Genomic DNA, 21,309 nt, shown 5'->3' with positions numbered 1-21,309 from the left:
CTGCACATCAAATCACCCTATGCTTCACCGGGTGAAATGAGGCATTTTATTAAAAAGCCGCTGGTTAAAGCATACAGGTCGGGGGAAGGTGAACCAACAAGAAAGGCCAGTGGATAGAAATAGTGAAGCACCTGCCTGGGCGACGGCTGCAAGCATTTGCACAACCTGTTATCGCACACGCATAAAAAGTCGCTATAACAAGTATTCTTGCTGCAAAACAATATTAATCCCGGCTCACCGCTTTACATTGCCACGCATTATGTCTATTTTTAAAGAGTACTACGCTTCGATTACATGACTGGCAAACCGACAACGATAAAGGAAATTGCTAAAATTCTTAACATCTCTACCTCTACGGTGTCAAGGGCGCTGAATGACCATCCCACCATAGGCGTGGCCACCCGCTTAAAGGTAAAGAAGCTCGCCAAGGAACTTAATTATGAGCGAAACCAAACAGCTATTTTCTTTCAACAAGGCAAAACCTACACGATCGGTGTCATTCTGCCTGAGCTCTCGGAAGCCTTTTTCTCGGCTGCCATCAGCGCAATAGAAGACACTGCTTATAAGCGGAACTATACCGTGTTGCTGGCACAGTCGCATGATGACGAACAAAAGGAGAAACAACTGGTGGAAAAAATAAAACACCACCGGGTGGATGGCCTGATTGTTTCCGTTTCCAAGAACACATCCTCATTTGAGCATTTTGACAGCCTCAGCCAATACAACATCCCTGTCGTGTTTTTTGACAGAATCCCGCCTAAAGAAGATATCCATTCCGTCTCATGCAACATGATCACCGGAACCATTGAGGCAGTCACTTATCTCTTAAAGAAAGGACACCGCGCCATCGGCATGATCAACGGGCCTGATACACTTTACGCCAGCACAGAGAGACGGGAGGGCTACATCAAAGCCATGTTGAAGAACAGACTTAAATTTGATCCATCCCTGATCGTGGACTGTGACTTGACTGAGAAAGGAGCCCAAAACGCACTCGATCAGCTTTTAGCGAATAAGCGTAGGGTGACTGCTGTGGTGACTTTCAATGATTACGTGTGGCTTTATGCTTTAAATCATGCCAGGAAGCTCGGCATAAGAATTAATGAAGAACTGGAGTATGTGAGCTATGCCAATCTACCCATGACAAACTACATGTCACACGCTCCTTTGGCCTCAGTAGAGCAATTCCCTTATCATCAGGGGCAGCGGGCGACGGAGATTCTCATGGACCTCTTATCTTCTAAAGGAACAGAACATAAAAAATCACAGGCATATTATAAGGTCATGATAGCATCCCAGCTTGTAGAAAACCTGAAGGAAGAGCACCTTTTTCAGTAGCTCTGACCCTTTAAATCTTTTATGGCATTTGCTAAAGCGCCAACCTCAGGCACCACCATGCCTGGCTGTGAACCCTTCCAGGATTTCGGATTCACACAGTACCAGGCTGCTCTCCTGCCTGCTGGTTCAGGCAAAACTTGCCGGCGTGCCCTTGAATCCTGTTATGGACTGGTCTACGGACACTGTCTTCCCTCCTTATACCTTGCTTAGAAGGGGTTCAAAACCCTTCCGGACACCTTACCTACCATTAGAAGACGCGACAGACGAATTTAAACCAACTGCCTGTAGCAAGAGGTGTGTTATCGAACAAACACGCTGCGTGTTCGTAAACATTATCAAATTTTTCTTGCTTTGTATAGTCTTCATTTCTACTTTTAGTGACTGTTGACATGAAAGCACTCGCTACTGGATTAATGGAGGCGAGCCTGTTCCCGCTGGTTAGCCGAACAGTAGTCTTTTTACAACAGTACACAGCTGCGGCTTTCTGTCAGGCAGCTTTTTCTTACTGGGTGAATTCCCTACCTGTGATTAGCCTCGTCTAGATGGGGCATCATGACACCTAATTTCTATTACATGCAGAAACGTCCCACTTTACTGGTTTTAGCAGCGGGTATGGCCTCCAGATATGGCAGCTTGAAGCAACTGGATGGTTTCGGGCCCAATGGAGAAACGATCATCGACTACGCTATCCACGATGCTGTAAAGGCGGGGTTCGGCAAGATCCTCTTCGTAATCCGGCAATCGATAGCCGAGGAATTCAAGGCTGTCATGCGGCACAGGCTGCCCGACCATGTTCCCGTTGAGTACGTGACACAGGAGCTTGACATGCTGCCAACAGGATATGGCGTCCCCGAAGGGAGGGAAAAGCCGTGGGGTACAGGCCATGCGGTATGGGTGGCCTCCTCTCACATACACGAACCCTTTGCTGTTATCAATGCGGACGACTTTTATGGCTATGAGTCACTCAGCATGACCGTTGCATTCTTAAACAACAGCACAGATTGCCAGGAGCACGGGCTGATCGGATTCCAACTCGCAAACACACTTTCTGAACATGGAAGCGTATCCCGTGGCATTTGTACTGTTGCCCCCGATGGCTCCCTCGCTTCTTTAACGGAACTAACCAAAATCGTACGCACAGACAGCGGCGAAATTCTGGTGCAGGATGAAGACGCATCCCATAAGCAGTTGCAGGGCAATGCTATGGTGTCTATGAACCTCATGGCGTTTAAGCCAGGCGTGTTTTCTTATTTTGAGAAGTACCTCAAGGAGTTCCTGCATGAGAAAGGGCGCGACCTGAAAGCAGAGTTTTACTTGCCGGAAGTGGTGAATAAAATGATCACTGCTGGTGAGGCTCGGGTTAGGGTAATACCAACTCCCGAGAAATGGTTTGGAGTGACTTATCCAGCTGATAAATCAACAGCTATGCAACGCATCAATAGCCTGGTAGAAGCCAAGGTCTATCCTGAGAACCTATGGGAGACATCACAATGAAAGATAACACGGAAGCCGCATCCAACTTCGATAACGTTCTTTCTCATTTTGCCATAGAGGGGAGTGTTGCCAGTATAACACCTTATGGTTCAGGCCATATCCATGACACTTACTATGTCAAGAACCAGACACCAACTGCTCCTGATTATCTGCTGCAGCGCATTAACCACCATGTGTTCAGGAATGTGCCGCAGCTAATGCAAAACATTGAGCAGGTGACAGCTCACCTGAGGAAGAAGCTGGATGCCATGCCAGGTAAGCGGTCAGACCGGGAGGTGCTAACACTTATTCCGACCCATCAACACTCCATGTATCATCAGGACCAGGACGGCAACTACTGGCGCCTTTACCTTTTACTGCAAGGTACACGCAGCTACGATGTGGTTGAAAATGCACAGCAGGCTTATGAAGGTGGTAAAGCCTTTGGACGCTTTCAGGCACTGCTTGCTGATATGAATGCCCGCTCACTACACGAATCCATACCTGACTTTCATAATGTAGAGTACCGGCTGAAGCAGTTTGAAACAGCCCTCGGGGAAAATATGGCCGGCAGAGTTAAAGAGGTTCTGCCTGAAATTCAGTTTGTCAGGCAGCGTGCGCATGCCATGGCGGCGATCATCAGGCTTGGCCGTGAAGGGAGTTTACCACTTCGTATCACACACAACGACACCAAGTTTAACAACGTGCTCTTCGACAGCCAGGACAACGCACAGTGCGTGATTGATCTGGATACCGTCATGCCCGGATTCGTTGCTTATGACTATGGGGATGCCATTCGAACCACTGCTGTTACCACGCCCGAGGACGAAAAGGACTTAGGCAAAATAGACATTGACCTTCACCTGTTCCGGGGCTTTACCCAGGGTTTTCTGGAAGAGACGCACAAATCACTGACTGACCAGGAGATAGGCTCCTTATCGCTCGGAATCACCTTGCTCCCTTTCATCATGGGCCTTCGCTTCCTGACAGACTACCTGGATGGAGATCACTATTATAAGGTGCATTTCCCGGCGCATAACCTGCAGCGGTGTAGGGCACAATTCCGGTTAGTCGAGGTTCTGGAAGAAAAGTCCGAATTGCTGCAGGGGATAATAGAGGGAATACTCGCCTCGTGCCGTCAAATGGTTTCACAACGACCTGGATAAAGCTATGGACCATTTACAGATCCCCCTCCTCCGCCACCTGCAGCGGGACAGTCAGCTGAACCTGATTTCCCTTGAACTGGATAAGCTACCCCAGCAACAGATCAGCAATTCCCTTGGGCTATCTACTGACGAAAAACCCGACGCGGCTTTTGCCATTGCCTATAGTGGCGATTGCATCTTCCTGAAATATTATGTCCGTGAGGCCTCTGTGCAGGCCAGGTACCGGAAAACCCATGACCCGGTGTACAAGGATAGCTGTGTTGAGTTTTTTATCTCTTTTCAGGGAGAGCGGGAGTACTATAATCTGGAATTCAACTGTCTGGGCACCTGTCGTGCGGGCTTTGGTCCTGACCGTCACAACAGAAAGCTACTGCACCCAGACACGGTCTCTAAGATAAGGCGCTTTGCCAGCCTGCGGGCCGGAAACACCGCATCACCACTTAAAACCTGGCACCTCACACTGGCTATACCTGCATCCGCATTCTCCGAGCATAACTTTACCAGCCTGGAGAAGGTGCAGGCCAGCGGTAACTTTTATAAATGTGGAGATGAATTACCCGTCCCCCATTTCCTTACCTGGAATCAGCTGCAGACTCCGACACCAAACTTTCACTTGCCAGCGTTCTTCGGAAGCTTGCAGTTTCTGCCGACGGAGTATCAAGAGGAGGGTGACTACACCAGCCTTCAATTTTTTAAAGCATAAACAACCTTAAAATATATCATCTGGACTTAAAGAGATCACCATGAGTAACAAACGCAGAGAATTCCTCAAACTAACTGGTCTGGCGGGCATTGGTCTGGCGGGAACCGGTCTTTTGGGTGGCTGTGCTACAGCAGCCGTCCCAGCAGGTACTGACCAGGCACAAAAACAGACAGGCCGCTCCCATACCCAGCAATTCAACATGTCCGGCTACAGAGCGCCTAAGCTTGACAAAGTACGGGTAGGGTATATAGGGCTGGGCATGAGAGGCCCGGGTGCCGTAATGCGCATGAACCGAATTGAGGGGGTAGAGATCAAAGGTCTCTGCGATCTGGTACCGGAAAAAGTACAGGCAGTACAAAAGAAGCTGGCTGACAGCAGTACCAACCATAATCCGACTACATACGCAGGCAGCGAGGATGCCTGGAAAAAGATGTGTGAGCGTGATGATATTGACCTGATCTACATCGCCACCCCATGGGATACACATACACCCATGGCATTATATGCGATGGAACAGGGCAAGCATGTGGCAGTAGAAGTGCCTGCTGCCCTGACAATAGAAGAATGCTGGCAGTTGGTTGAGACCTCCGAGCGTACCAAGAAACACTGCATGATGCTGGAGAACTGCTGTTACGATTTCTTTGAAATGCTCACCCTGAATATGGCCCGGCAGGGTTATTTCGGGGAAATCATTCATGGCGAGGGAGCCTACATCCACCAGCTGCTGGACCTGAACTTCTCTAAAAAGGGCTATGAAAACATGTGGCGCCTGAAAGAAAACATGACCCGGAATGGCAACCTCTACCCCACGCACGGCCTGGGCCCGATCTGCCAGATCATGAACATTAACCGGGGCGATGCCATGGACTACCTGGTTTCGGTATCGACCGATGATTTCCAGATGTACGAGGAGGCTAAGCGCTTGGCGGCGAAGGACTCCTTCTTTACGCCTTACGTGCAGGATACTTACCGTGGCAACATGAACACGACCACCATCCGCACCAAGAAAGGGAAAACCATGATGATTCAGCACGACGTTACGACGCCGCGCCCTTACTCGCGTATCCACCTGGTGAGTGGCACCAAGGGCATTGCCCGGAAATGGCCGGAGAAGAAGATAGCCACAGGGCACAACGGATGGCTTAAACCGGAGGAGTTTAAGGCGGTAGAAGAGCAATACACCCCGGAGATCATCAAGAAACTGGGCGAAATGGCAAAAAAAATCGGCGGCCACGGTGGCATGGATTTCCTGATGGAATGGCGCCTGATCGATTGCCTGCGTAATGGACTGCCATTGGACCAGGATGTATACGATGCTGCCTCCTGGACAGCGGTTGGCCTGTTGAGCGAATGGTCGGTGGCAAACCGCTCCAACTCCATCGATGTTCCTGATTTTACAGCGGGCGCCTGGCAGAAAAATGCACCGGTAGACATATCGCTGCAGGGGGCAGGCACCACAAATGTCAGAATCTGACACACACCCGGCCTTAGCGCTTTCTGGCAGCTGTCACCTGTGAAAAGCGCTAAGGCTATGGTAGATTGGAGAACGACGGTACTTGGCTCTAATGGAGTCAGGCACCGTCATTCTTTTTTGTTGGGTAACCGGTAGCGCTGTTACAGCAAAACTGTATGCGCTGAATATGAATTTAAATTAATATTTTTGAGTCAGGGAAGTGAAAGCAGGTTTACTGATAGCAGCTACCTTCCTGACTAGGGTATGTGTTTAATAGGATAGTGCAGCACGTGGGTAATCAAATCGTCAGAATAAAAGATATAGCTGAGAAAGCAAATGTATCGACAGGCACCGTGGACCGCGTGCTTCACAACCGGGGTCGTGTGGCTGAAGAAGTGCGGGAGCGGGTACTCAAAATAGCGGAAGAACTTAATTACACCCCCAACATCATAGCCAGGGCCCTTGTCACTAATAAAATCTACAACATTGCCGCACTTATACCTGACCCGGCCGTTGACCGGTACTGGCAGGCCCCCCAGACTGGCGTTGAAAAAGCTGAAAAAGAACTACACCAATACGGCATTCGTGTCACTCGGTACATTTTTGATCCATTCGATGCGAACTCCTTTGTAAAAGAGGCGGACAAGGTCTCTGAGTCAAACTGTAATGGCGTCCTGATAGCCCCTATCTTTTACCGCCAGTCCCTCTCCTACTTCAGCAAGTGGAAGAGAGACGGAATTCCATTTGTGCTGTTTAACACCCACATTCCTGCTTGTGAACCGCTTATGTATATCGGGCAGGACTCTTACCAGAGTGGTGTGCTGGCAGGCAAGCTCCTTCACTTTGGCTATAAAGGCAAGGCCACTTTTGTAGTAGCACATATCGACGAGGATATACAAAACTCCACGCACCTGATCCACAAAGAGCAGGGCTTTGTGGATTACTTTGCGGCGCAGGGTCTGGACAAGCTCATGCACCTGCTGCAGACAGATCTCCAAAGCAAGCAGCAGCAAACTATTCCGCAGCAACTAGACGAACTCCTCAAGGCCAACCCTGATATCAAAGGCATTTTTGTAACAAACTCCAAAGCCAGTGTTGTAGCCGAGTACCTTTTCCAGCAGGGCCTGCAGCATGTCAACCTGGTCGGTTATGACCTGATTGAGAAGAACCTGCATTACCTGAACAGCGGCCAGATTGACTTTTTGATCAATCAGAACCCCAAAGGGCAAGGCTACTGGGGCATCCATGGATTGGCTGATCATCTGATCTTTAAGAAAAAGAATAACCCGATCAAGTACCTGCCGCTGGATATTATTACAAAGGAAAACCTGCACTACTACATTGAAGCAGACATGTAGTAAAGTTTTCTGTGCGTTAGTCAATACAATACAGACAGGAACTAGCCGGTGCTCCAAGCTGCATGCCAAAGTCACTGCTTGTTAATTACCTTTAGTGCTTCTGTCAACAGTGACAAGTAAATTTCATTGGTAGCTAGCTTTCTTGCAAAGCCCTCTCCTATACCTTTGTCCTGTCTTCATCAAATGTCCTGTCTTCATCAAATATCGAAGTGAAATATGATTAAAATGCCCGTTCAGCGTTAAAATCAGGTTCAAGCTTACAGTTAATAACTTTTGAAAGTATTAGATGGCTTGTATCCATTCAAACCATAAAAAATAAGATAGAAATAGCAGCACAGTGGAATGATAAAGGCTACCCCCCAGGAAAAATGATCAATCAATACCCCTTGGGCATACGTCACAAATGCTCCTCCTACAATCGCGGTGGACAGTAAACCGGAAGCCCTGGTGGTGAATCTCCCAAGACCATTTACTGATAGGGAGAAAATGACAGCGAACATGATGGAGTTGCACAAGCCAACCAAGACCATCGCCCAAACTGCCAGATAGCCTGTTGAAAGTATGGAGGTCAGGATCAACGCTACAGATAAAGAAGCAACGATCACCAGTACTCTTGAAGGCTGTAACAGCTTTAACACATAGGCACCTATGAACCGGCCAACCAGCATGCCACCCCAGTAAAAAGACAAGTACAGGTTGGCCGCATGCTCCTCGATCGAAAGTGTATCGGCGATATAGTTCGTCAAGAAGGAGCCGATGGCCACTTCCGCCCCTACATACATAAACAGGGCGATGATGCCGTAATTGAGATGGCGGAAACTGAAAATAGATCGCTGCCCCGTACCTTCCGCTTCTTCATTGCCTTCGGAGGCGGAAATCTGAGGCAAAGCTAAACGAAACACAATAATTCCAATTAACAGCAACCCCAGGCTGATCATCAGATAGGGTTTCACCAGGGCATCGCTTGAGGCGTTAGATTCACTTAACCGCGAGAGGATGAACTGGGCTCCAAAAAGAGGCGCCACTGTCGTACCGATGGACCCAACCCCCTGTATAAGCGTCAGGCGGGAGGCGGCAGTCTTCGGTGAACCCAACACGGTTATGTAAGGATTAGCCGCAACCTGCAACAACACGATTCCCGTGGCAACAATAAACAGGGCTGCCAGGAATAACTCATACTGGTGGAACCAGGAAGCGGGCAGGAACAGAAAAGCGCCTAATCCGGCTATCAGGAAACCGGCTACCATGCCATTCTTATACCCGATTTTTTCCACTATTTTCCCTGAAGGGATGGAGAGTAAGCCATAGGTAAGGAAGAAATAGAACTGCACCAACGAGGATTGGGAATAAGTAAGGGTGAAGCCCTCCTTAAAAAATGGGACCAGGGTATCGTTTAGTACGGTAATGAACCCCATCATAAAATACAGAACCGCCAAAGCTATGAGCGCAGGCAGGTAATTCTTGCTGGTTGTGGTTTCCTGGGATACCTCCAGCTGGTTTTTAACCGGTAACATGGCCATATTCTACGATTTTGCTAATGAATACTTACTTTTCTCAACCCTTTCCATCGTCTTCCACAGCTGATACAAGCCCCTGGGCACGTGAAAACAACCTTTCCACTTCCCGCCCTTCAGGGGAAGCAACACCTCGCCCTGCCTGTTCAAGTAGCCGAACCATTCCCCGTGCTCCTGATCCACAAAGTGCTCCCAGGTGTAGCGATGGAGTTTCTCAAACCACTCCCAGCATTGCTCATTCCCTGTGTGCAGGTACCCTTTGAGGGCTGCGATCATGGCTTCAATGTGAACCCACCACAGCTTCTGATCCCACTCTAACTGCTGAGGCGGATTACCTTTGATGTCCAGGAAATAAAACAGGCCCCCATGCTCCTTGTCCCAGCCAAACTCCAGGGTGGAAAGCACAATCTCCACACACTGCGCTGTCAAAGCCGTGTCATTGGTCCGCTCGGCAATATCCATGATGAACCACATGGCTTCCAAGCCATGGCCCGGATTTACCAGCCTGCCCTCAAACGAATCAGAGAACTTCCCCTCCATGTCCACATTCTCCAGGATAATTCCCAGCTCCGGCTGATAGAAGGTCTTCATCACGGTATCTACCCCTTCGGCAATGGTCTGCTCCACCAGCTGCGGATCAAGTAAATGCTCCACTTCCAACACCAGGTTACACATGATCATGGGGAGCGAGAACCCTTGCAGATCCCGGGTCCCGGGGAAGGCCTTTGAGAATTTCCCTTTTGGATGCTGTTTCCGCTCCAGGATCTTATGGAAGGTATCGATGGCAACTTTGGCATACGCGGCATTGTCGGTGGCCTTGCTAAGCTGAGCAAATGCCATCGTGGCAAAGCAATCCGAGAATATATTGTAAGCCTGTGTAAGCGGTTTTCCTTCCCTCGTCAGGGAAAAGTACCAGTCCTGCTGTTCATCCCGTCCGTTTTTCTTCAAAAACTCAGCCCCCTGCCGGGCAGCATCTATCCAGGACTGCTCGCCCAACGCGTTGTAGAGCATCGAGAACGTCCATACCTGCCTGCATTGCAGCCACATGAACTTATCCGTGTCATAGACACGTCCATCTCTGTCCAGACATGTAAAAAAACCGCCATTGACCGTATCAACAGAATGCTTCATCCAGAAAGGCACCACGTTCTCTAAAAGATTGGACTTGTATAAGGCTGCGTAATCAATTTTAGTCATTTCAGTTTGATTTAAGTTCTACATGTAGGGCTTTCCCAATGCTTCCACTGGGCGCCTGAAGATTTAAGAGCGAAGAAAGGGTTGGGGCGATGTCCGTTATTTCAACGCGCTCGTTCGAATGCCCCGCTTTTATTTTCCATCCCATAAAAATCAGGGGGATTTGTGTATCAGCCGGATTCCAGGTACCGTGGGTGGTTCCTTTCAGGGGACCATCAAACCAGCCAGGCTCCTGTATAATCATCAGCTGACCGCTTCTTTTAAAATGATAGCCATTGACCATCATCGTTCGGATAGGCTCAGGGATGGCAAGCTGACTGGCGTTGTCCATGTCCCCCACAAACTGTACCCCTGGCTCTTGTCGCAAATACCCGATTGCGTGTGCTTTTATCGCTTGGAAGTCCAAACCAGCTGCCGCTATCTTCGCCATATCAAAATAGACCTGGTAATTATAGATGGCTTTGACTAAGTCATCCGTTTGGAATCTCTTGGCTAGCAATTCATTCAATGGCTTGACCTTCTCCTTTCCCCTCAGCCACCCTGTCGGAAAACGGAGCGATTCCAGATACCCAATGGACTGCGCGGCTCCATGATCTGCCGTCAGCACCACCAGGTAGTTATCGACTCCGATCTTCTTGTCGAGGTATTTGAAGAAAGAGGCTAAGTCCTGATCGAGTCTTAGGTAGGCATCCTCCACCTCCAGGGAATTGGGCCCGAACTGGTGGCCAATGTAATCCGTGGAGGCACAATTGATGGCAATCACATCCGTCAGGGTCCCGCCACCCAGCTGATAACTTTCGATGGCGCTTTTGGCGAATTCCAGAATTAAGGTATTCCCCATGGGCGTGTTGCGGATAATCCCTTTGTCAGTCTGATAAAGGTGCTTAACCTGGTGGGGAAAACGTGTTGTCTGTGCTCCTTTGAAAGGTCTTTCCCAGGCTGTCTGGTCGTTTGTGCTTTGCTGGTAAGTAGCAGCAGGGTATAGGGTTTCCCACTCATGCGCCAGTAATTGCTGCCCCAGCTGCTGGCTGTTGAATTTTTCTACCCACGTTGGCAAGTTCTGGAAATACCAGCTGCTGGTCACAAACTTGCCACTTTTGTCATCATACCAGAAAGCGCCTGTCGGCTTGTGACCAGCGGGCAGAATGGCGGCTCTGTCTTTCAGGGAAACGCCGACCACCTTGGATCTGAAATTTGAAGCCAGCATCAGTTCATCTGTCCAGGTCGTAGTGAGCAGCTGTCGGGGAGACATGCTTTGAAGGGCTTCTTCTCCCCCTACAAGGTGGGTCGTACTGTCATCCGTGCAGTAAACCATGCGATCAGATTTCAAATCAAACCACTCATTGCCGGCTATGCCATGTAGGGCTGGCACCGAACCTGTGTAGATGCTGGCATGTCCCACCGCTGTCATGGAAGGCACATAGTTGATAAAGGTACTGTTGAAGGAATGGCCCTTGCGTAACAACCGGTTAAACCCATCTTTGCCATACCTGTCCTGATACCGATGTAAATGGTCCCATCTCATTTGGTCTATCACGAGCCCGACGACCAGTTTAGGAGGGGAACCTGCGTATACAGTCATGCCTGCAATCACCAGGCACAGTGTCGCAAGCACTCTAAAAAAGCTTGTCATAGGGATAGGGGGTTAATTTTCAAATTCAAGCACCGCCACCAGCGGCAAGTGGTCCGAGGCATAGCGTTCCGACACGGTATAATAGTCTTTGACAGTGAATTTGGAAGAGGCTGCCCTGTTTAGCAGAATGTAGTCAATAGTCGTTATGGGCCTTCCAGCCGGAAAGGTGGGAGGGCAGGTATTGCCGCACCCCATCTTGAATCCCTCTTCATACAGGCTCCAGTTTCCGTTTTGAGGGTCCATGTTGAAATCCCCCCCAATGATGATGGGAGACTGCGCAAATGGGGCCAGCACCCGCATGAGCTCCCTGGATTGCAGTTCCCTGTTTTTATCTGTTAGATGATCTAAGTGCGTGGAGACAAATACCACTTTCTGCCCCTGGGCAAACTCGACTTCAATAATGCCGGCAGCCCGCAGTTCAGCACCAGAACCGTCTTCTACAGGCAGTGCGTGAACGGATGAAGAAAGGATCGGAAAGCGGGACAGCAGCGCGACGCCATAATCTCCACCTGACCTGTCAATCGCCTTTGCAAAAAAATAGTGCATGCCCGTCAGCTTTGCCAATTCCTTTGCCTGGTGCAGGGTAGTTCCGGAGCGCGTGGTGTGCACGTCTACTTCCTGCAGGGCTACCAAGTCAGGCTTTTCACCATTGATGGCCTTGGCTGTGGCAATCAAATCAACTTCTCCGGCTGGTTTGGAGGGTGGGTTCCCAATATGAATATTGTAGGACATCACTTTGATGGTCTGCTTTTTAGGTTCAGGCGTGCCTTCAGAAGAAGTTTTGCACGAAAGCAGCAGGAACAGGGCAAAGAAGCCTGCCAGGTATTTCATATTCATAAGCTTAGTAGATACACTGTTGAAAAATAGCAAAGACTATCTCCCCCCTACCCCAATTGAAAACGCCACGTTAGTAGGGGTAGAGGAAGAGGATAGTGATGAGTCAGGTAGAGGGGCACTGGCTGTGCTGTTTTCTACCACCCCGGGTTCTGGCCGAGTGCCGGGTTGATCAAACGCTCTGACTCAGGTATGGGATAGAGGTAAAATTTGTCTTCCCATATCCTCGGAATTGTGTGTAGCCAGATAATCTCCCCTTTGTCACCCTGAGATAGCACCAGGGGGTTCGGCCTCCCGTTCGCATTGTCAGAGACGTTGATGTAAGTGACTCCCGCAACCGGTGTGCTCGGCATGGATTTATAGAAGGCTACATCCAGGACGCCATCTTCATTCATATCCAATGGAATGTTCAAACCTGGGACATACATGCCATTCCACTCCTTTTCCAGTAGTTTGCCTTTGTTCCATCGCACGAGATCGTAGAATCTGAATCCTTCAAGCGCCAGTTCGATACCCCTTTCTCTGCGCACTTCGAGCAAGGCTGGGTTACTGATCTCAGGGAAAAACTCGCGCTGCAAATAAGGGTCTACTGTTGTCGGCATAGTGGCATTCCTAATGCCTGCCCTTTGCCTTAAGGCACCGATCGTCTGCGCCCAGTCAAGGTCAGTTAAAGTTCCAAGCTCCGCTTTTGCTTCCGCGTAGTTCAGCAACACCTCCGCATAGCGGATGACAGGGAGGATGTTGTCATTGCGGCTCCCACTGTCGTAGAACGTATCATCCAGCGTCCATTTGATGGGTTGATAGCCTGTGTAGGTATAGGAAAACTCAGGAGGGGAAGCGACCGTGTTTCCACCGTTAATCCGGGCGTAGCCTTTCGTCCTGATGGTCTGGCTGAGCCTTGCGTCCCTGTTTTTAACTTCCTCGCTGAATACCATGGTTTCGTATTGGGGATTGCTCGTGAAAGGAGTGCCGTCCAGGTTCAGGTAGGTGTTGATAAAGCTTCTGGTGAAATTGGCCCTGTCCCCATAGGTGGCACTGGTCCAGTACCAGTTTGCGTCGTGGTAAAGCGCCAGCTCATCGTCGTAAATATTGGCGAGCAGCACCTCATTCGTGATGGGCGATTTACTCGTAAAAAGCTGCCGGTAAGCCTGCGAAGCGCCCCCGCCTGTATGAAGGGAAAAGGAAAAGTCCTGCATCACGGCCTTTGCGGCTTCCGCTGACTGCGTGAGCCATTCGTCGGCTGTACTGCCCAGGTTATAGGAAGCATGGTATTTTCTGAAAGTACCTTCAAACAAACACACTCTGGACTTGAAGGCATAGGCAACCGGTATTGTGATCATCGACCTTGAGCCATCGTTAGTCGTCCGGATATGTTTGATCGCAAAGTCCAGGTCACGCAGTACGGAGTCCATTACCAGTACCCGCGAGTCCCTGCTGTTGAACAATTCCGGATCGTTCACGTCAAATGACTTGCCGATCCAGGGCACATCCCCGAACCGCTTTACCTTATCAAAGTAAAACCATGCCCTGAAGAACCGGGCAATCCCCATATAATGGTTTCTGGTCTCCTCCGGAACGGAGCTGTTGTTGTTGTTTTCAATAAAGTAATTGATGTTTCTCAGTTCTGACCAGTTCCACCCGGTACTCTGCCGGGGTCCGTAAGCCCCCGGTCTGATGAAGTCGGGCACCTCTTTTCTGGCGATGTAATCCGACATGGCATCCCCACGCAGGATGTCAGATGCCGTGGGCAGGATATCATAAAAGGAGTTGGAGTAGAGCGCCAAGCCATTCTCGCTTTCAAAAACGGCCTCTTTCCCAACCGTTGATCTTGGTGCCTGGTCCAGCTTTTCGCAGGCAGATAAGCTAAAGGCTATTATGAATAATATATAAATCCGCTTCATCATTCTTGCTTTAAAACGTTATGGACAACCCTAAAGAATAGCTTTTCAACATGGGGTAGTTGAATCCGTCACCATGGTTGGTGGAATCCAGGTCCTGGTCCGAGGCACCCGTATTCTCCACATCTATATCCGTGGTAATCTTGTGCATGGGGGAATAGGCAAACAGGTTTTCACCGGAGACATAGACACGGGCGGCATGTGCCCGTACTTTGGAAGTAACTGCTTGCGGAAGGTTATACCCGAACTGCAGGTTCTTCAAGCGGACATAGGCTATATTCTGTAAATACCGGGTCTGTGCCTCCCGTAAGGTACCCCCTCCTGTCCAGGCCAGGTAACCCGTGTAGCGTGGGAAGTAGGCCTCCGGATTTTCTTCTGTCCAGATGTTGCCGATCTGTGACTTAGGGGGATGTCCGTAAGGTGCATTGTACTGCCCCCAGAAGGTGTTCGCCCCTCTGCTAGGGTACCAGTCTTGTTTGCCCACCCCTTGAAAGAAGGCACTGAAGAAGAAATTACTCCAGTCTGCCCCCAGATTCAGTCCGAACCTGTAGCGTGGCTCCGAGTTACCGATGATTTTTCTATCGCCTGGCGAATCGACCGTGTTCTCGCCAAAGTCAATCACCCCATCGTTATTCAGATCAGCGAATTTTATATCCCCCGGACGCCAGACACCTGTAGCCGTCGTATTGAACAGACTCTGATCCGCCGACCGGTTGACGTCTTCACTGGATTCAAAGAAGCCAGCGGTTTCAAAGCCCCATATCTCTCCGATGCGCTGCCCTTCATAAAAGTCCGTCAACCGTTTTTCCGGGTTGTTGTATTTTAGAATGGTGGACGTGTGGTCGGACACAATGGCCCTTACATCATAGCTGAATGGTTTGGCCCCCAGGCTGAACTCGTCTCTCCAGCTGACAGACAGTTCCCAGCCTTTTGTCTCCAGATCAGCATAGTTTCCTCTGGGTGTGGCAGCCCCAAAAACAGCGGGGAGCCGCACCCCAGGCGTGAACATATCCGTCGTCTTGCGGATATAGGCATCCCCCACAATATTGAGTCTGTTTCGCAGTAGTGACAGGTCAAGCCCAATGTTTTGGGTGGTGGCCGTTTCCCAGGTCAGACCGAAAGGAATCACGGAAGGATTATTGGTGTACTGTGGCCGTACCCCATTCAGAATGCGCCCTAACTGGCCAACTGCAAGCTGCTCCTGGAAGACATAGGATCGGATATTGCCATTTCCCAGGGAACCGTAGGAAGCCCTCAGCTTGAAGTCAGAGACGATGTCCTCTGACACATTCCAAAATGGTTCAGAGGAGATTCTCCAACCCGCGGAAACAGAAGGGAAGAAGGCAAACCGCTCATGCTCCGGAAACTTAGAGGAACCGTCGTACCGGCCATTCACCTCCAGCAGGTAGCGATCCTTGAAATCATAGTTCAGTCGGTAGAAGCCTCCCATGATGTTCCATTGCTCCCACCCACCTGTTGTGATGATGGACTGGCCCAAAGCCAGATTCAGATCATCGGCATTCTCATAGATCAACCCGTTACGCTGTGCGCCCACTCGCCGGTGCGTGTTTAATTCATAATTGAACCCTGCCATGGCCTTCAAGCGATGGACATCCTTGAACGTATGTTGGTATTCCCCATACAGGTTGGAGGCGATGTATTGTGTTTCTCTGTAGATCTCACGCAGGTCGTTCGTGTTGAGGCCCACATACTGGATCACGCCCGGTACCCGGCTGTAAGGCACTGGCACCCGAATTCTCTTTTCATTGTCGTCCAGGCTTTGAAAGGTAAGGTCCCCTTTCAGTTGAAACTTGTCTTCAAAAAATCTGGAAGTGAAGCTTGTCGTATTCCGAAGCAGCCTGCGGTCTGAGTCCATCCCGTTTTTGCCATACCAGAAGTCACCCACGGTATAGGCTGCTGAGTGCGTCAACGTACCATCCGGATTAAACATAGGAGCCATAGGGGGGCCTTCTGCCACCATATTCCGCCAGATACCCCCACCTTCTCCGACATTCAGCGGGTTGTGGTACTGTACATTGGAGAAGTCTGTGTTGTTCTCCAGCGTTAGCCAGGAGAACACGTCTATGGCCCCTTTGGCCCGGAAATTATACATCTTGTAATCGTCCGAATTATACCTGAAAAGTCCGGGCTGATTCAGGTACCTGCCCGTCACATAAAAGCTTGTCTTCTCGCCGCTGCCTGAGAAGGCCAGGTTGTGCTCCTGGGAGTAGGTATGCTTCTTGTATAGCTGATCAAACCAGTCCGTATTCTCATAATAGACATATTCTCCTGTAACAGGATCTACCTCCACCCTGGGAAGAGAGGGGTCCTTGGACCTGCGCTCCAGCTCTGCCAGGTAAGCAGGTGAGAACCGAAGTGTCTTGTTAACGTTCTGGGGTGTGCTGGCATAGTTGTTCCAGCTTGAAAACGCCTCATTGAACATCGTCGCCCATTGATAGCCATCTGTCACGAAGTCAGGAACGACAGTAGGTTCTTTGATGGCGAAGTTCGTGGTATAGGTCACGCTAGTTCTGTCTTTGGCTGGTCTTTTCGTAGTGATCAGCACCACACCAAATGCGCCCCTCGCCCCGTAGATGCTGGCAGAAGCCGCGTCCTTCAGGACAGAAACTGTTTCAATGTCATGGGGGTTCAGCAGGGCCGGATTGCCCTCTACGCCATCTATCAGCACCAAGGCATTGCCACCCTGCCCGATGGAAGTTGCTCCCCTGATATTAAAAGAGGGAGACTGCGTCGGCTTTCCGTCCGCCGGCGTCAGGTTTAAGTTGGGAAGGACGCCCTGTAGCCCTTGCGACAGATTCGTGATAGGACGATTGGTGAAAACCTCAGCGGTCACCTGGTCAACAGCACCCGTCAGGTTCTCCTTTTTCTGGGTTCCGTAGCCGACCACAATCACTTCATCCAGTGACTGGGCTTTGTCTGTCAAGGTCACATTGATCTCTCCAGGCCCCTGAAAAGACACAGCCTGTGTGTTTGTCCCGATGAAAGAGAACACCAGTTCCCCGGGAGCGGATGGCACTGCCAGTGAAAACCTGCCTTCTGCATCGGTTGCAGTCGCTGTCTGCGTTCCCTTTAAATGAATACTCACACCAGGAAGCGGCTCCTTGCCTTGTGAAACGACCAAGCCTGTAAGGCGCCATGTCGCTTGTGTCTGCACACTTCGGGCTACGCTTTCCTGTGCCAGGCTCATGCAGAGCAGCAGGAGAAGGGAAGTAAAAAGTTTTAAATACTGTCTCATGGTGCAATGCTAAATGTCAGTGTGAATAATTTGCCTGAATACTCCATCACTAAAATTGAAAAACAACGTCGTCGATGTTGATGCGGGGCCTGTTGTTATTGGCAAAAGGGGTTGAGGAATTCACAAACCTGATTCTTATTTGCTCATTTGCGGCCGCATTAACAGCTATTTCATCTGTCCCCAAAACTTTAGATTGCACATCAATGGTTAGCTGCTGCAGCAGGGTGTAAGTGTTGCCGCCGTCTTTTGAGATCTCCACATCGACCGTGGTCGGGTTCATGTTGGCCACCTCCGCGCTGGCTGGGTAGATGCCGTGGGATACTTTCAAGCCCTTAACCCCCTGCAGATCGAAATTCATGCTCACCATGCCATTTCGCTTATCATTGCCAACCGTGCCCTGCATGCGCACGCTCTGTGCCCCGTTTTTCATGTCGGCCGCGGTAGCCGCTGTGATGGCGCCATCCAGGGTCCAGACACCTGACTTGAAACTCAACTCCTTCACGTCATAGCTGGTATTGCTGGCATCCTCGAAATCCTCGGTCGTTTCAGTCACTCCTCCCACGATGTCCTCGATATTCCTGGGGTTGATGTAGAATTTGTCTCCGCTTATCCGGACGATGCCGGTATAGGAGTTGGCCATGGCCGGCATGTTTATATCCGTGAACGCGGTATTGGGCTGAAGCATGGAATAAACGGCTCCGATGCCGTCCCGAAGCACCACCTCTCCCTCAAATCTCCCCTGCGTTCCGCCGCTCAGGTTGACATCAGAAACCTTCACCAGGATCGGGCCCCAGAATTCTGCGTTGACCACAATGTCAGAAAGCGTGGTTGCTTTTGGGGTAACCTCCACAGATCTTCCCGTTTTTTCAACAGCACTTGCACTTAAATCGGAAATGACCAGCTCTCCCTCCCTGGATGAGAGCGAGGCTCCTTCCAGGTTAAGCGTCACCTCATCGCCTTTCGCAAAATTGGAATTCCCAGACAACTGCAAGAGGATGGCGGCATCCTTCCCCTCCTCCTGCACAGCCACCATTCCTGCTTCCATATTGCCACCAGCCACATCGGAAATCACAATGCCCTTGATGGCAGTAGCGCCGAACTTCAGGTCGCCGGACTGCTGCACCTTTCTTAAACCTGTAATATTCTGAGGCTTGGACAACGGAACAGGAGTGGCATCCTCGCTTTTACTGCAGGCCCAAACCGATAATAGCAGAATAATTGCCAGGCTCCTTCTTAATGCTCTATTCATCATATTTTTAGAGGTGTAAAGTGTAGACATTTGGATTAATGGTTATGCTTGATTGCTATGGATAGTGAATTTGATGCTGTCATGAGGAAGCTATTGCTTCCCTACTGGTTGCCCTTCTTGGAGCATGGCATTGATTTTCTCCCTTGCCATTTGCCTGAACTGATCATTGCCTTTGTAGCGGGCGTTGGTATTGTCCCAAAAATTTTGTTTTTCCTTTGTCAGGATAAGGCTGTTGATAATCCAGCTCTGTGTCCACCCGGTCAGGGTGCCCCAGGGTCCCCAACCCGAGTCCGCATTGGAAGCCCAGTAATCCCAGCGTTCGTAATCGAATGCCCTGAACCAGGCCCCGTCTAAATCCTCATGCACAGGACTGCTCACCTGGATCCGCACCAGAAAATCAGTGATCCGATTGGAGGCGGCTCTATAGGAAGGGTTGTTTGTGGCAGCGGCAGCTTCATTCAGGGCAAATGAGGCAAAATTCAAGGTATAGAGCAGGTCAGTGGCCGGATCGCCATATTCTGATATCAAAGGGGCCTCCTTAGAGCCATATTCTTCATTGGAAGCGATGCGGCCGTATCTTCCCAGTCCCTCTTTCCCCAGCTTCTCCCGGATGGCACCACTCTCCTGCAAGTCCTCCAGTAGCTTGTCTGCCACCAGCGCGAGCCATTGCCGATGCGTCGGGGAATCCTCCACGCGCACAAGCCAGGCCAATGGAAGCAGCATTCGTGCGTATTCCTGCTGGATCCCATTTGTCCACTTCCAGTCCGGGTGACGGTTCATGGTGATGGCGATGGCATCCTTGGCTTTCTGCAACAAAGGAGCGTACCCCGTCTTATCATAAAGCCAGAGGTAGCAAGCCCATAGCCAGGATTCATAATGAGGATGAACGTTTACGATTTCACGATTGCCCAGGGTTTGCCAGTCTGTCTTCTGCATGGCTGCGTCTCTGAACCAGGGGCCCCTGAAACCATTTGTGCCGGCCGTTCTGAAATTCCCTAAAATCCCCTCTAGTATATAAGCGTCCCAATCACTGGTGCCGAGGTTGGCCGATGCGCCGATGGTCGCCAAGAGCGCACGCGCATTGTCATCTCCGTAATAGGCGTCGGGATCTGTGGTGGCCCAGCCTATTAATCCATAAGATGGACTCTGGGGATCATTCCGCTCTCCAGCCCGCAGGTTCGAGTCTTTATAGAGGTGATGTAGTAAGTTTTTTGCTGTCTCCTTGTACTCGTCCCTCTCCAGCAGGTGCGCCGCAGAACTAAGTGCAAAGGCCACTTCCGCCTGGCAGTCTGCCCGAAGCCACCAACGGTAGGGCTGGGACCCGTCTGCCTGAATGAAGGAGGCGTGGCCCTCTAATATGCCCAAACTCCCATCACCAACAGGCTGATCAGATCCTACCGGTGGGTGCACCACCTCGATCCCGTTTTTCGAAGTTCGCTGCTCAAACAGATCCTGCCAGTCTGGATGGATGAACAAACGTGCCTTGTAAAACCAATCTGAACCTTTCAGAATGGATCGTTCATAGGCGTTCGCCGGAAGCGCCTGTTCTTTCGAGTAGGAAGGGCTGACATCCTGGGGCCAATGCTGCAGGGTGATCGCATCTGTCGAGAACAAATCCCTCAAAATGTACTCCCATACCCTGGACCAGGAGGCTGCAGGCCCAAACCGGGATGCGATGGCATCACTCAGCTTTGTCGGGCTTACTAAAATTCCCTGATGCTTGAATAAAAGCGGAAAAGCCTCTACATCCTGCAAGCCATAATCAGCCTTGTCGTATCCCGCTACTTTCCCCAACACAATGAGCGGGCTTTCTGCTGCCTGTAATGGAATGAATTGATGGTCGTTTACCCCCAGCAGCTCGAGCGAATCAAGCCCGGTGATTTTAGAGGTATTGACGACCCCTCTCTCTAATTTTATGCGTTTGGTCTCTGGAGGCAGTACCATACCAGGAAGGGTGGCAGTGTACTCCAGGTATACCTTTAATTTTTTCTTTTTAATCCGCTCAAAGGACTTCTCACTTAGAAGCACACGGGTAGCAGGATAGGAATCTGCCAGCAGGAGGACAGCATCATACTTGCTGGCGCTCCCTATCGCCTCGTCTGCACTCTCCAATCGCTGAAAATCAATCTGATTCTTGAGCAGCAGCTTCACAATATCATTATCTGCCGAGGCTGACACGATCAACTGTTGCTCTTTTAAGCTGCCCCTACTCCCTGAGGCTTGCTTACAACCAGTGATTA

14 protein-coding genes are annotated in these 21,309 nt (G+C 50.3%); 6 read left to right on the top strand and 8 right to left on the bottom strand.

What is annotated here, in order from left to right; genetic code table 11:
- Nucleotides 1-294 precede the first annotated feature (294 nt).
- The 6 genes from Q4E40_RS08190 (at nt 295) to Q4E40_RS08165 (ending at nt 7,491) form a co-directional block, all read left to right on the top strand.
- Nucleotides 295-1,338, top strand: coding sequence for a LacI family DNA-binding transcriptional regulator (locus Q4E40_RS08190; RefSeq protein ID WP_303411324.1), 1,044 nt, complete (start codon nt 295-297; stop codon nt 1,336-1,338).
- Nucleotides 1,339-1,911: 573 nt separating this feature from the next.
- Complete coding sequence (locus Q4E40_RS08185; RefSeq protein WP_303411322.1) at nt 1,912-2,832, top strand: nucleotidyltransferase family protein; 921 nt, start codon at nt 1,912-1,914, stop codon at nt 2,830-2,832.
- Nucleotides 2,829-3,977: a phosphotransferase enzyme family protein gene (locus Q4E40_RS08180; RefSeq protein ID WP_303411320.1), complete on the top strand. Its 1,149-nt coding sequence runs from the start codon at nt 2,829-2,831 to the stop codon at nt 3,975-3,977. The genes Q4E40_RS08185 and Q4E40_RS08180 overlap by 4 nt, the downstream gene beginning before the upstream one ends.
- A gap of 4 nt (nt 3,978-3,981) precedes the next feature.
- Entirely contained in the window at nt 3,982-4,680 is a 699-nt protein-coding gene (locus tag Q4E40_RS08175) for a carbohydrate-binding family 9-like protein (protein ID WP_303411319.1), read from the top strand.
- A gap of 40 nt (nt 4,681-4,720) precedes the next feature.
- Nucleotides 4,721-6,154, top strand: a complete 1,434-nt coding sequence (locus Q4E40_RS08170) for a Gfo/Idh/MocA family protein (RefSeq protein WP_303411317.1) — start codon at nt 4,721-4,723, stop codon at nt 6,152-6,154.
- 269 nt (nt 6,155-6,423) lie between these two features.
- A complete protein-coding gene (locus Q4E40_RS08165; protein WP_303411315.1) occupies nt 6,424-7,491 on the top strand; it encodes a LacI family DNA-binding transcriptional regulator in 1,068 nt (355 codons plus the stop codon).
- A gap of 263 nt (nt 7,492-7,754) precedes the next feature.
- Here the strand turns inward: Q4E40_RS08165 and Q4E40_RS08160 are convergent, their stop codons facing one another.
- The 8 genes from Q4E40_RS08160 to Q4E40_RS08125 all read right to left on the bottom strand — a co-directional run bounded on the left by Q4E40_RS08160 (nt 7,755) and on the right by Q4E40_RS08125 (nt 21,253).
- Nucleotides 7,755-9,011 (bottom strand): sugar MFS transporter, encoded by a 1,257-nt coding sequence (locus tag Q4E40_RS08160; RefSeq protein ID WP_303411314.1) that lies wholly within the window; start codon nt 9,009-9,011, stop codon nt 7,755-7,757.
- A 3-nt stretch (nt 9,012-9,014) separates the two neighbouring features.
- Complete coding sequence (locus tag Q4E40_RS08155) at nt 9,015-10,202, bottom strand: n-acyl-d-glucosamine 2-epimerase (protein WP_303411312.1); 1,188 nt, start codon at nt 10,200-10,202, stop codon at nt 9,015-9,017.
- Nucleotide 10,203: 1 nt separating this feature from the next.
- On the bottom strand, nt 10,204-11,832 hold the full coding sequence (gene pafA, locus Q4E40_RS08150; RefSeq protein ID WP_303411310.1) for an alkaline phosphatase PafA: 1,629 nt from the start codon (nt 11,830-11,832) through the stop codon (nt 10,204-10,206).
- A gap of 12 nt (nt 11,833-11,844) precedes the next feature.
- A complete protein-coding gene (locus Q4E40_RS08145) occupies nt 11,845-12,663 on the bottom strand; it encodes an endonuclease/exonuclease/phosphatase family protein (protein ID WP_303411308.1) in 819 nt (272 codons plus the stop codon).
- Nucleotides 12,664-12,803: 140 nt separating this feature from the next.
- Nucleotides 12,804-14,567: a RagB/SusD family nutrient uptake outer membrane protein gene (locus Q4E40_RS08140; RefSeq protein ID WP_303411307.1), complete on the bottom strand. Its 1,764-nt coding sequence runs from the start codon at nt 14,565-14,567 to the stop codon at nt 12,804-12,806.
- Nucleotides 14,568-14,577: 10 nt separating this feature from the next.
- Nucleotides 14,578-17,820 (bottom strand): SusC/RagA family TonB-linked outer membrane protein, encoded by a 3,243-nt coding sequence (locus tag Q4E40_RS08135; protein WP_303411306.1) that lies wholly within the window; start codon nt 17,818-17,820, stop codon nt 14,578-14,580.
- A 49-nt stretch (nt 17,821-17,869) separates the two neighbouring features.
- Nucleotides 17,870-19,072: a DUF5689 domain-containing protein gene (locus tag Q4E40_RS08130; protein WP_303411304.1), complete on the bottom strand. Its 1,203-nt coding sequence runs from the start codon at nt 19,070-19,072 to the stop codon at nt 17,870-17,872.
- Between the two features lie 87 nt (nt 19,073-19,159).
- Nucleotides 19,160-21,253 (bottom strand): hypothetical protein, encoded by a 2,094-nt coding sequence (locus tag Q4E40_RS08125; protein WP_303411302.1) that lies wholly within the window; start codon nt 21,251-21,253, stop codon nt 19,160-19,162.
- Nucleotides 21,254-21,309: the final 56 nt, after the last annotated feature.

The organism is Pontibacter coccineus (assembly GCF_030546575.1).
GTDB lineage: Bacteria > Bacteroidota > Bacteroidia > Cytophagales > Hymenobacteraceae > Pontibacter > Pontibacter coccineus.
This window is presented reverse-complemented; position numbering and strand designations above follow the sequence as displayed.